Below are 13,358 nucleotides of genomic sequence, written 5' to 3'. Positions count from 1 at the left end.
TGAATTTTCTAGAGCTAAATCAAAATGAGAAGTGAGTTTGGTTAAGTTTAACTGATTCATATCAGTTAAACTTAAAAATTGTAATTATAAATTTGCGAAAACAAACTATTTTAATATATAAATGTCTGATTCTAAAAAGTTTCAACAAACAGCAGATTTGCTTTTTGAAATTTCATCACTTTTGATGGTTTCGGGAGCAAATACTAGTAGAATTAATATTAGCATAGATCGATTTGCTTCAGTTTTAAATTTTGATGTTCAAAGTTGGATTAGTCAAAAAACGATTATAATGACATTAACAGATGAAGTAACTAAACAGAGTACTACAAAAGTTTATAATTTGCCACCTCATGCTTTAAGTTATCTTATCATTTCTGAAATTAGTAAGTCCAGTTGGACGGCTATTCATGAAAATTGGTCTTTAGAAGAAATTGAAGCAGAAATTAAACGGATTAAAGAACTTGAAAAGTACCCTAAAATAGTTGTGCTATTTGCTGTTAGTTTTGCTATTGCTGGGTTTTGTAACCTTTTTAAAGGGGATTATCTAAACATGTTAGTTGCTTTTATAAGTGCATTTGTAGGGTTGTTTGTTGCTCAGCAAGCACATAGGTTAAAGTACAATATGTATATACGGATTTTCTTGGCGTCCTTAGTTGCTTCTTTAATAGCTTCTATAGGTATGGTGTTTAATATAGGAGCAAACCCTCAAACGGCGGTAGCGACTTCCATACTCTTTCTTGTACCTGGAGTAACACTTATTAACTCCTTTACAGATTTACTTGAAGGGAATATTTTAAACGGTGTTGTTAGATTTGCGATGGGAGCAATGACTGTTTTGGCCATTGCTACTGGGCTTTTTATTGCTATGTATGTTTTTTCAATTAATAAAATATGATAGATTTGATATTACATTTGTTAGAAGTTTCCTTTTGGTCTGGTATTGCTGCAGTTGGATTTGGAGTGCTTTTTAATGTGCCTAAGAACACTATATTCACCATATTCTTATTAGGATTTTCATCTGGTTTTATAAAGTTTTTACTTTTACATTTTAATTTCCATATAGCTCTTGTTAGTCTATTTGCTGCTTGTTATGTAGGTTTAATAAGTATTCCTATTGCACATAAAATCCATAATCCCCCAGTTGTTTTTTCTGTTCCAGGCGTGATACCTATGATTCCGGGTTATTATGCCTACGAAACTATATTATCAATAATGAATTTTGTTTTTATTGAATCTAACAGTGATAAGCGTTTAGCCTTAATAGATTCTATTTTTTCTAATGGTTTTACTATGGTTTATATATTGATAGCATTAACGCTTGGCGTATCATTACCGTTGCTTTTTTTGAATAAAAAGACTGTGAAACGTATTAAAAATTAGTATAACTTAAAGTTGATTATATTATTAACTGTAAGAAAAGCCTCTTTTTAAATTACTAAAAAGAGGCTTAAAAATTTCAACTGAATTAAGTTTTAATAGAATAATATCTTACTTCAGAATAAAGTAAAGAACTTATTCTTCAATCCAACCCATAATAGCATTAGCTACAAATCGTGGTTCTGGAGGTAATGAGTAAATGTCTTTCTCGTAATTTTTATTGTATGGTGAAATATTCATGATTTCTCCATCAACAACTAAGGTGCTACTTCCTCCCGGATCAAAGCCCATAGCTTTTTCCATTCCATATTTTAAAAGAATATCGACCATATCAAAATGAGTTGCTCCAACAGATTCTCGAATTCTACCATTCACCATAAGTACCATTAGTTTACCTTCTTTGGTAATACCTACAGCAATTTTTGGTCCGCGCATATCTGTGAAATCTAACCGTGCAGCTTGTGTTTTAATAGAGTTAGAGGTTTTCCAACCTTCATCTTCCATATTTAATATTTGCTTTCCGCCATCAATCAGCATAGGTCCAGCTTCAATAGCATAAGATATCTCGTCCCATTTATAAGGATTAGTCTCTGGTTCTAATAATTGAATATCTAGCGGCATACCTTCTTTAAAGATAGTATCGGAAAATATTTTAGAAGGAATAGATAGGGTGATACCAACGGGAATGGATGCTACAGATTCTTTTTCTTTCGTTTTAATTATTTGTTTCACTGTGTTTCCTGCGATTCTGATAATGACATTACCATCTCCTTTTAAAGTATCTTCGGAATAGGATAAATCATAAAAACAAGGTTCAGTATTACTATGTTTGTTATAGTTGTTCGCGCTAAAAACGATGTCTTTTTGCTTGCCTTTTATGATAAATCCAGCTTCACTGTTTACCTTTCTAATATCTACATCACCATTTTTATAAATAATAAAGGCTGGTTTATTAAATAAAGGTGGGCAAAACACCTTATTATTCATAATTAATAAACCTAAAGGCGAGCCAATATAGGTTTCTGGTAATCCCAGTTTTCCAACTAATTCAGGATTTAAAATATAACCGCCATTCCAGGCGAGTTCTATTTTATTTGGGTTTTTACTTTTCTTTTTATATTCCTTGACTAATGCAGGAACATTTTTAGGCGTTTTATTCGCAATATGTGCTGCAAATTTCCAATTGTGCTTTTTAGTATCAATTTCAGCTAATACACCACTCCATGGTAAACCATCATCATAGACACCTCCTGCAAAAGATGATTTTACTTTTTCAATAGTTTTAGACTTTTTCAAACTCGCCTTTATTTGTTCTAGTAGCTTAACAATAGGCGTTCCGTTTTCGATAGCATCGGTAGAAATCAATTGGAATAATTCTTTTTCACCAATTGTATTTTTTAAATCATTGAAAATTTCACTTTTTAAAGCCAAGTCAAAATCTTTGGCCGTTTGTATTGGAGTAGGGTAGGCTAAAGTAGTACGAACAGCTGCTGGCACAAATTGAATAAAGCCACTATCTTTAGGGATTCCCATAATTTTGGCCGTCATTTCATATAACACTTTTCCAATATGAAAATGATCTATTTCGATAATATCCGTCATCATGGCAGAATATTCACCATTTGTAATTATAAACCCATTGGCTTCTTTTATGTCTCGTAAAATTTTAATGGCTTTCGGACCCATTTGAGGGAAATGAACACCTTCTGACCATTGTTTGGTTTCTACTATTTGAACCACTCCAGCTTTGTAAAGCAAGCCTAACTCTGGTTCTTTACCACTTTCTAAATACTCTTTAATGTTTGCACTAGAAAACCATTTTGTTATTCTTGGCTCATGTATAAAAATATATACTTTTTCTAATGTATCTAGGCTAGATTGGAGTACTTCTGTAGTAAGTTCTTCTTGTATGGTAAGTTTTAGTTGTGCGCGAATAGGTTGTAAAACAAAATATTCTAACTCGTGTTTTATGTAACGCCCAGGGAAGTAACCTTTAGGCACATTTTTCTTTAAATTGGTTGTTAATATTTTTCTATCATCAATACCTAAAAACTTACTATTGGTTAATTGAAATAAAGCCAATTCCCAATCAGCAAAAAATTGTGGAGCTAATGTTAAATCTGTTAAGTTTTCTGGCTTAAAAATATCGTTATAAATCATGTTAACCAAACCAGTTACTTCTTGGTAGGTAAAAGCTTGATAGGCATAAGATTTTTTATTTCTATGTCTGTATGTAAGTGCGTGATCGTGTCTGGTTGTAATTTCTCCATCCACATATTTAAAAATATCATCAATGGCATTGTAATAAGTATGAATGCGTTCTAAATTGGTATTTACTAAATCTGGAATATCATTTTCCATCATTCTAGCATAACGCATTACTTTACCTTTTACAAGTTGCTCTTCAACTCTAAAAAAACTAGGGTCTATTAAAGATTTCAAGTACAACATAAATGATAAACGGCCATATCCTGGTAAATAATGTCTTGTTTTCTTATTCAGAATAGCATTTAAATCATCGTTTTCAAAGTTAACAGATGTTTTGTATTGTTTTAGTAAATTAACCACTTGTATATTCTCTTCAATACCCGAAGAATCTAGCTGTAAACACATGCGTTCTAAAATATATCGCATGTTTTTTTCTAAAGATTCTATGCTGTAACGTTTATTAATAACACTTCGGTTGTGTGTTACATCTACCATTCGGTTTTGCGGATAAAATACGTGGTCGCATATCTTTTCTGCCAATATTTTAGGAATTTTAGAGCCTTTAAATTCTAACACTTTTAAACGTAAGGACTCATCTAAATGACGCCCGATAACTTGATCGTAAACCTCTCTTGGTTCGTATTGTCTACAAAATATAGGTGTTCCGCAAGCTGCAGCTTCTATAATAGGCAGGCCTCGTCCTTCGGTTTGACTTGGTAATAAAATTAGAGAAGCAACATCATAAAGCTGTTCAATATTTAATGGTTTTTTATATTTTTTCTTGAACTCATTTTTATCAAATTCACTAAATAAAAAACCTAGAAGCACTCTTGATTTAAATTCCTTTGGAAGCTCTTTAAGGAAGTTTGTAAAGTCCTTTTTTAAATCTCTATAATAATTCTGTTGGCCATGAGGTATGGGGCCAGAAACAATGAGCGATAATTTTAATTGTGGATTAGTAGAAAATTTTTCAGCAAATGAATCGTATGAAAATAATCGTTTTATAAGCTTAAAGTTAAGCTCAATAGATTTTCTACTAATAACCCGAGTGGGTTGCAGAAAAACAATATTATTGTTTACAAAATCGAATTTTTCAATTTTTTTATGTCCTAATAATATAGGTTTTAAAGAACGTTTACTGTCTTTATGGTTGGCGGCGGTGTGTACTGTAATGGTTTCTTTTTTATTAGAAAAAATAGTAGACACTTGCATAAACGCTTTTATAATATCACGTTTACTCATTTGGTGCATTTGGGTATCTACGGCAGTACCTAATAAAGCTACATTTGCTGGATTATGACCATTAATATTTATAAGATGCTCTTGTTGCATTTTATTAATATTTACGTTCATCCAAGAACGACTTTCCCATGGATATACCATTTCTATAACAGAGAAAAATTCGCCAATATGCGCATTATGAAAAAAGAAATCTCTTGGTCCCTTTTTTAAGCCTTTCTTTTTAATATCTTCCTTTTTATTACCACCTTCCCAGTAAAAATCATGATTATTATTTATAACAGGAATTCCTAAATATTCTGAAATTAAAACTGTAGCCAAGGCCAATGAAACATTGCCAGGATTGGAGCAAACATTGATGAGATACAACAGCGAAATATCGTTTTCTTCAATATAGCTTCCTAGTTTCTCGACGAGTACAAGAACCTCTTTCCAAAACTTTCCGATAAGATCGTTATAGGCCTCGCTTCCGCGCTCCATTTTAACGCTAAAGAAGTCTTTATATAATGGCCAAGCATCAAAAGCTTCCATTTCTGGGATCACTTTTTTAAAGGCATCTTTGGGGATTAACTCATCGGCTTCTTCTTTAATATCTCCTGCTACAAAGTGTATAGGAATGTTTGGATAGATGTTTTTAAAAATTTTGGCATACTTTTCAGTTTCCACTGTAATACCATCTATAGTAAAATAGAATGTAAGGAAAGCTATACCTCCTTTTTCTATTTGTTTATCAAAAGATTGTGCATCACCTTTAAATGCTAAGGGTGATTTTTGCTCTTTGAACTTATCAATAAATAAACCGAGGTCGAACCAAGTGTTTATCTTTTCATTTTTTAAATTTTTTAAAATGTTATGGATTTTCGCTGCTTCCTGTTTAATCATTATTTGTTTTTAAAATTTAAATAGACTACTTAATTTTTCTTCTAGAACTTCATAAGAGAAATGTTTTTTTCCAAGATTAAAGTTGAATTCACCAATTTCTTTACATCGTTCGGGGTTGTATATAATATCAGACATTTGTTGAACACTTTCAGGTGTTAAATTGCCATCTTCTATCATAACGGTTTCAAAACCTTTACAGCCAATATCCTGCATGTATACAGGTTTGTAGTTATTAACAAAAATTGGTTTTTTTGCAAGTACTGTTTCTACAAAAGCATTTCCGAAACCTTCATAAGTACTAAAGTAAGTTGCAGCCCGACCGTGTGCATAAACATCAGATAAATCTTTATGGTCTAAAACTTTATCTGCAGCAAATATAATTTGGCTAGATATATTAAGTTGATGTATTTGGTCTATTAATTCGTTGTAATATTCTTTGTTTTCATCATCATTATTATTTCCAGTAATTACGAGTTTTAATTTTTTATCATCTAGCTTATCAATTAAAGAAATTGCAGTTTCAATACCTTTTCGTCTTACAATACGTGTTACTTGTAATAAGGCAATTTCGTCTTCTTTAATACCAAGATCTCTAAGAAAAAACTGGTTTTCTGGGGTTGGAACGCCGTAGATTCGATTAAAGTCCATAACATTAGGAACTAAGGTGGCGTCTATATCAAATCTGTTTTTAAAGGTTTCTACTCCAAAAGTGTTAATTACCGCATGTTTTACATCGGGTAGTAATAATGGGAAATTATCATCCACATATTGGTTAACTTCTGGGTGTGTAGAAACATAGCGCTGACCACGTTCCCAATGGAAATCATGATCATGAGTTACAATAGGTAATCCTGTAGTTTTAATTAGTTTTTTTATAGCTACACCCATAGATAAATGGCAGGGTAGTGCCGAAGCATTTTCGGAAAGTAGAACATCTATTTTTTTGTTAGTTACCCATTTCACCATGGCATCATGAATCATGTTAGATGCTTTTTCAACATGTTCAAGTAATGGACCTGGATCTTTATCGGGTTCGTAAAAGGCTTTACGTTGTCCCCATTCGGCTTCTACCGAAAAAAAAGATAAAGCAGGATATAAATAGTCGTGTTCATAATCCATATTCCAAGATTCAAACTCTCCAGACATGATAAATACCTCATGGCCTAATTTTTTTAAGACATCTATCCATTTTTCGGTTTCAAGAGCTACACCGTCCACTCCACCAATTCTACCAATGATAATACCAATTCGCATGTTTTATATATAAAGATTCATATCCTTTAAATATACATTATTGGTAGCAACTTTGAAAGGTTTAGGAAGACTGTGTTTAATAAATTGTCACTTCAAAAATTTTAACAAGAATAAATTATGTGTTATTAAATTTATTGCTTTAATCTAGGTAAAATGATAATTGTATATTTTCAGAATTATTATAAAATGAGTTAATTTCATACTTATATACTGTCTATTAAAAAAATATACCCTAGAAAGACGGAAGTATTTTATATGGTTGAATGAAGAGGTGTTTTAATTTTTTTAAGAACCCAAAAATAGATTTGTATTCACGCTTTGACGCCTTTATTATTCGGCCTTTTATATTTAGATACTTCTTGAAATTTAAATACACTGATGTATGTCAGTTTCTTTTTAAATTTTTTCTAATTTTTTTTTATAGGACTGACTTAAGTCTTTAAATAGGTTAGTAATCTGCTTTACTTTAGCACCAATTGAAGGCTATAATTATGAAAACTACAAATATAAATTATTCAGCTTGCCGAGTTGAATTAGAAGAGCATGAGTTATTTAAGCATTTAAATGAAGACGCAATAACCTCTTTATTAGATAATTTTAAATATACCATATGGGAAAAAGGCACAGAATTTTTTGCAGGTGATAACAATTCAAACAACTTTTGTATCATTTTATCAGGACGTTTAAAAACCTGTAAATCTAATTATGATACAGATAGAAATTATACACTGTCATTATTAGAAAAAGGGGATGTTTTAGATATTATGTCACTTATAGATGGGCATAAACATGATATTAACTTTACAACAATCGATGAGGTAGAAGTGCTTTTAACTTCAATGAATAAAATGCGAGCTTGGATGGAAGTCAATCCAGCCATATATAAAACCTTTATGCCTTATATGGCATGCCGAATGCGTGAAATGGAAGCTAACCTTACCGATAATGTATTAGCTGATATCCCTACACGTTTAGCTCGTTTGTTTATGTCTAATTGTAATGAAACTAAACATTTGGAGAGAATAAATGATCTCTCGCATAATGAGATTGCTTATATGATAGGTAGTACAAGAGCAGTAGTAAACCGTTATATCCAACAATTTAAAAAAGACGGTATTATTAGCGTACAGCGTAAACATACAGATGTGGTTAATTATCAACTGTTGTCGCAACGTGTTCATAATCAAAATTATATGTTAAAAAACTCATAAAAATATAGAAGTGCTACTTAAGTAGTATAAAGAGGTTTTAAGTGATAATATCTTTACATAGTAATTCTTCATATATAGGATTATATCAACCAGGATTTATTATTAATTAAATTTTATTATAATGAAAAAGTTTTTAATTGGTTTATGTTTTATGGGCCTAACCAGCTCAATGTTTGGACAAGAAGGAGTCTTGTATTCAGCAAAAATTTTAAAAGAAAAGGTGCCTGTAGAAGTAGTGTCTTCAGTAGAAAATGATTTTAATGATTATAGCGTTATAGAGTATGAGGCTGTACCTATAACTATGATAGAAGATCAGGTCATTGTTACTAAAAATGAAGATTTTAACCCTAATTATTATGATACTTATGAAGTAAGACTTTCTGGGAAACACGCAAAAATAAGTGCTTATTATAATGCCGATGGCACATTAGAGAGTACTTATGAAAGTATTAAAAATATAGCATTACCAAGTGCTATAGACAGAGCGGTTTTTAAAAAGTATCCTAAAGCTAAATTGTTGTCAGATAGATATGTGTCTACACACTACGCAAGGGATGGTAAAACTTCGGTGTATTACCATGTTAAAATTATGAATAACGGTAAAACACACCGTATGTACATAGATGGTAATGGAAACATACTTAGAGGGTAGTTTAATTGTATTTACTATTACGGCGTACTTAATTGTATGGCATAAAGGTAAATACCAATAATTTTTATTAAAATGAAAAATCTAAAAAATATAAGATTGTTATTCGTATTAGTTGCATCTGGAATGGTTGTGAGCTCTTGCGGTAATAAGGAAAAAAAAGAAGCAGAAGAAGTGACAGATGTTGTAGAGAATGAGGTATCTATGGAATTGCCTAATAAATCTGATATTGCATTTGAAAAAGCGTTAATGGCTCTAGATAAAAATGAATACAAATCGGCAGCAGAACACATAAATTATGGTGCTAAGGAATTAAAAACAGAAGCTAAGGATAAAGGCTCTGAGTTTATAGAAAGTGTAGATGTCAGTATTAATCAGCTTACAGAGTTTTCTAAACTATTAGAAAAAGGAAAAAAGGTAGATATAGATGCATTACGTAGTGTGATGGCCAACGCAGAGATTAATGTGGGGCATGATTATTTGGTTACCGATGATACCTATATTCTCACAGAACCTGAAAAAGTTAACGATTCGCAATTAGAGAAGGTCTTAGATCATAATATGAAAAGTCTTAAGGCTGGAAAATCCAAACTAACAGGTGCTACCAAAAAAGAAGGAGAAAAGTTGGAAGCTCAAGGTGAAAAACTAAAAGAGGATTATATTGCTTGGAAAAAAAGAGCTAAAGCGCATGCAAAAGAAACAGAAGCATATTTTAAAGAACATCAACCAGAAAATGTATACCCTGTAGGAGTTTTTCCTTTATTTTAAGGAGAAAATGAAAGTTTCATTTTATTTATTGGTTAGAGTTAAGAGAGGTTGTTTTAAAAGATAATCTCTCTTTTTATTAAGAAGAACTAGAACTGCTACTTAAGTAGCAGTTCTAGTTCTTCTATGGTGTTATATTTACATTATAGTGCAATTAATTTTACTAGCGTAGTGGAATAATAAATCAAAAAAATCTAAAAATGAAAAGGATATGTATTGCTTTGGACACTAGTCCTTCCGCAGAAAAAATAGCAACTTTAGGTTTCGAGTATGCAAAAGCATTGAAGGCCAAATTAGTTTTAGTTCATGTAGTTTCAGATGCAGCAGAATATGCTATAGATTTTGATCCTATCATGGACTATAGTGGTAGTTTAATTCAACAAAATATTGGTCTTGTTGATGATTTTAAAACTGAAGCAGGAAAATTTCTTAAATCAACGGCAAACTTTTTAGGTGAGCCAGAAATAGAGATTAAAGTATTAGAAGGCGAGCCAGATTATGAGATTTTGGAATTCTTAAAAGAATGGAAAGCTGATTTATTAATAATGGGCACGCACAGTCACAGCATTATAGAAAATGTATTAATGGGTAATACTGCGGTGAGAATAGTGAAACATTCTACAACGCCTATATTGATAGTGCCTATAAAAAAAGCAGAAAAAACTTCTTAAGTTTAAATATTATAAAAAAGTATCTAAAGTGAATTTAGATGCTTTTTTAAATTTTAGATTTATCTTTTGTACGAAAACAAACTTTAAGCATTTGGTATAGGTCTGGATGGTTTTTCTTCATTTTTTGAGGTTGTTCAAAAAAATATTCTGAAGCTACTGCTAAAAACTCGGCTTCATTGGTACCTCCATAATTTCTAATATCAGATTTATTATTATTTATGGCTTCCATTTCTTTATGAATAATTTTTAACCAAGGAATAACGTAGGGTTGTTGTATTAAAGTTTCTGGTACGCCATCTGTTAAGCCATCTAGTTTGTCTATTAAATGAACAAATTCATGAATACCAGTATTGTGAATGTGAGATTTTTTCTGAAAACCTCCATGCAGTGCTTTTCGTGATAAAATCATTTGATGTTCAAATTGTCCGGTACCAACCATACCTGCAATTTGTCGGTTTTCATCGGTTTGAGCAAAACCTAAATCTTCATTAAAATGGTCTGGATAAACCAACACAGTACTTAAATTTTTATAATGCCATTCAGAAAAATTAAAAACGGGTATAACGGCGCTACATGCAATTAATATTTTATCAAGATCTTCTAGGTCAAAACCAACACTTTCTATGTTTATTTCGCTTAAAAACACCATTATACGCTTCTGGAATCGTTTTTGTTCGGTAGTCGGTAAACTTTTGTAAAAGTTAACATGTTGTATTATTAAGGTATGCCAATTAGCCGGGAATTTTTCAGCTTTCTTCTTTTTGGTAATATAAAGCGTGTAAATAGCAAAAGCTACTAAAAATATAAAAGCAATAATAAATGCCATAAAAGGATGTTTTTATTTTTTGTAAAAGTATTCTATTTTTTAAAGAAAAGAAATTGCTACTTAGGTAGCATTGCCTTTTGCTTTTATTTAGTTCCTTTACACATAAATTAAATTTTTTGGGTGAATATTAATGCCTAATGGAGATATGCGGAATTATATTTAACTTAAAGATTAATTGAGACAAACATAGAAATAAAACATGATTTAGAGGTGGTAGATTATTTCTATTATCCAGAAACTCTTGCTGTATTTGTTTTAGCTCAAAAAACGATTAAACACCTAATAAATCATGAAAACAATTTTTAAAAATTATGTTTTAATAGTAGCGATGTTATTGCTTGCAAGTTGCTCTAAACCTTATAAATTATCCGACAGTGGATCTAGAGTAACCTTATCTGAAGATGATCCATTTGAAATTATTCTTGAAGGCGAAGTCAATTCGGGATATACATGGCGGTTAGATGCTAATCCACAATTTACGGAACTTGAAAAACCTGTAGTAATAATCAAAAATGAAACTACAGAAACTTATACCTTCAATTTCAAGACTGTATCGGAAGGGGTGGATGTTATTAGAATAATTTATACGGATGGGAATAATATAGCAAATACGTTTGAACTTAAGGTAATTGTTGGAGAAATGGGACTTATTGAGGGAGAATAATTGAATAACCTAGGTAGCTTAATTATTTTAAAAAAAACATCAAAAAGATACTTATACTAACGCGTCTGGCTATTTCGAGTTAGATGATGTTTCAGTGAATGATATCGTTTACTTTTATCAGTTAGGGTATGAAAACCAAGAACTTCTAATTGTAGAGAAACATCTAAATAATAAAATAGACATTAAATTAAAAATATCTTCAGCATCTTTAGATTAAGTACTAATTGTTTCAAAAGTAAACGTACTGAGCAATTTTGTTAATGTAGATTTAAAAACAAGTCCTGTAAAATCATCGCAAGAAATGCACCGATGGTAATAGGTTAGAATCCGTAAGGCGTTGCAAAAAATGTTTATACTGTAATGGCAAAAGTGAAGTTTAATTTACTATTTTTTCTTCTTAAATGTTCATTAACGACGTTAATAGAGATTTTTTTTACGAAACGACGTAGGAAAGAAGTTTTACTTAGCCCAAAATTTAGTAAATTTACACACAAAATAATGGATTTTCTTTTTGCGAAAGTAGGGGAGCAATGTTTTTAGATTAATTTAACGTCCCAATGCTTGGGATTGTTCTATTAAATAATTTTGTGAATGTTATTAGAAGCATATCTTTGTGCTAACAATTATAATTAAAATAAGTTAAATATGAAAAAACCCACTATCGGATTTATCGGACTAGGCCTTATGGGAGGTAACATGGTTGAAAATCTGCAAAAAAGAGGATATGAGCTAACAGTAATGGATCTTAATAAGGACGAAGTTGCAAAAGTTATCGCTCGAGGTAATGCTACAGAAGCTAGCTCACCAAAAGAATTGGCTGAAAAGAGCGATATCGTAATGTTCTGTCTTACCACTTCTGCTGTTGTTGAAAAGGTTGTTTATGGCGAAAATGGTATTTTAGCGGGTATTAGAGAAGGTGCTGTTTTGATTGATTTCGGAACGTCTATTCCTGCTTCTACTATCAAAATTGGAAAAGATCTTGCTAGTAAAGGTGCAGGTATGATTGATGCGCCGCTTGGTCGTACACCAGCTCATGCTAAAGACGGACTGCTTAACATTATGGCAGCAGGAGATAAAGATACCTTTGCAAAGGTGAAGCCGGTTCTTGACGAGCAAGGTGAGAACGTGTTTTATTTAGGCGCTCTTGGTGCTGGTCATACAACTAAATTGATAAACAATTTTATGGGTATGACTACTGTGGTTGCTATGTCTCAAGCTTTCGCTGCAGCGAAATTAGCTGGAGTTGATGGGCAACAATTGTTTGATATCATGTCAGCTGGACCATCGAATTCACCGTTCATGAAATTCACTAAAAACTACGCTGTAGATAATGTAAGTGATCTAGGTTTCTCTATTGCCAATGCTAATAAGGATTTGGGTTATTTCGTACAGATGATACAAGATCTTGGTTCAGTTTCTACTATAGCCGAAGCTACTTCAGGCAACCTTCAGGCTGCTTTAGATGCAGGCATGGGAAGTGGCAATGTTCCAGAAATATTCGATTATTTCAAGACGTTAAAGAAATAATTCATCGGAAATTACTTCCGGAGATTATTTTGAAAAACGATTTTATATTATAGTCTCAAAAGAGGACGACGGGAAACAATCCGCC

11 protein-coding genes are annotated in these 13,358 nt (G+C 31.7%); 8 read left to right on the top strand and 3 right to left on the bottom strand.

Annotation, left to right across the window (positions count from 1 at the left end; genetic code table 11):
• Positions 1–121 precede the first annotated feature (121 nt).
• Together M4I23_RS07505 and M4I23_RS07500 are read left to right on the top strand one after the other, a co-directional pair.
• The gene (locus M4I23_RS07505) at positions 122–895 is read left to right on the top strand and encodes a threonine/serine exporter ThrE family protein (protein ID WP_158849188.1); all 774 of its coding nucleotides are present in this window, start codon (positions 122–124) and stop codon (positions 893–895) included.
• On the top strand, positions 892–1,380 hold the full coding sequence (locus M4I23_RS07500; RefSeq protein WP_158849190.1) for a threonine/serine exporter family protein: 489 nt from the start codon (positions 892–894) through the stop codon (positions 1,378–1,380). Before M4I23_RS07505 ends, M4I23_RS07500 begins: the two co-directional genes overlap by 4 nt.
• Before the next feature lie 132 nt (positions 1,381–1,512).
• On the opposite strand, the gene M4I23_RS07495 is transcribed toward M4I23_RS07500, so the two are convergent.
• Entirely contained in the window at positions 1,513–5,706 is a 4,194-nt protein-coding gene (locus tag M4I23_RS07495) for a phosphodiester glycosidase family protein (protein WP_158849192.1), read from the bottom strand.
• Positions 5,707–5,715: 9 nt separating this feature from the next.
• Positions 5,716–6,960: a glycosyltransferase family 4 protein gene (locus tag M4I23_RS07490; protein ID WP_158849194.1), complete on the bottom strand. Its 1,245-nt coding sequence runs from the start codon at positions 6,958–6,960 to the stop codon at positions 5,716–5,718.
• 491 nt (positions 6,961–7,451) lie between these two features.
• Between M4I23_RS07490 and M4I23_RS07485 the strand changes: the two genes are divergently transcribed.
• The 4 genes from M4I23_RS07485 to M4I23_RS07470 all read left to right on the top strand — a co-directional run bounded on the left by M4I23_RS07485 (position 7,452) and on the right by M4I23_RS07470 (position 10,256).
• A complete protein-coding gene (locus M4I23_RS07485; protein ID WP_249753985.1) occupies positions 7,452–8,171 on the top strand; it encodes a Crp/Fnr family transcriptional regulator in 720 nt (239 codons plus the stop codon).
• Between the two features lie 121 nt (positions 8,172–8,292).
• Positions 8,293–8,823 carry a hypothetical protein gene (locus M4I23_RS07480; protein WP_249753984.1) on the top strand — a complete coding sequence of 177 codons (531 nt, stop codon included), beginning with the start codon at positions 8,293–8,295 and terminating at the stop codon, positions 8,821–8,823.
• 72 nt (positions 8,824–8,895) lie between these two features.
• Positions 8,896–9,588 (top strand): hypothetical protein, encoded by a 693-nt coding sequence (locus M4I23_RS07475; RefSeq protein WP_249753983.1) that lies wholly within the window; start codon positions 8,896–8,898, stop codon positions 9,586–9,588.
• A gap of 197 nt (positions 9,589–9,785) precedes the next feature.
• Positions 9,786–10,256 (top strand): universal stress protein, encoded by a 471-nt coding sequence (locus M4I23_RS07470; RefSeq protein ID WP_249753982.1) that lies wholly within the window; start codon positions 9,786–9,788, stop codon positions 10,254–10,256.
• A gap of 46 nt (positions 10,257–10,302) precedes the next feature.
• On the opposite strand, the gene M4I23_RS07465 is transcribed toward M4I23_RS07470, so the two are convergent.
• On the bottom strand, positions 10,303–11,082 hold the full coding sequence (locus M4I23_RS07465) for a zinc-dependent peptidase (RefSeq protein WP_249753981.1): 780 nt from the start codon (positions 11,080–11,082) through the stop codon (positions 10,303–10,305).
• A gap of 289 nt (positions 11,083–11,371) precedes the next feature.
• On the opposite strand from M4I23_RS07465, the gene M4I23_RS07460 reads away from it, so the two are divergent.
• Together M4I23_RS07460 and M4I23_RS07455 are read left to right on the top strand one after the other, a co-directional pair.
• Positions 11,372–11,746: a hypothetical protein gene (locus M4I23_RS07460; protein WP_158849206.1), complete on the top strand. Its 375-nt coding sequence runs from the start codon at positions 11,372–11,374 to the stop codon at positions 11,744–11,746.
• Between the two features lie 645 nt (positions 11,747–12,391).
• Positions 12,392–13,273 (top strand): NAD(P)-dependent oxidoreductase, encoded by an 882-nt coding sequence (locus tag M4I23_RS07455; RefSeq protein WP_262922241.1) that lies wholly within the window; start codon positions 12,392–12,394, stop codon positions 13,271–13,273.
• Positions 13,274–13,358: the final 85 nt, after the last annotated feature.

Source organism: Algibacter sp. L4_22, from assembly GCF_023473045.1.
Classification (GTDB): domain Bacteria; phylum Bacteroidota; class Bacteroidia; order Flavobacteriales; family Flavobacteriaceae; genus Algibacter.
Note: the sequence above shows the minus strand (reverse complement) of the source record. Positions and strands in the feature narration are given on the sequence as shown.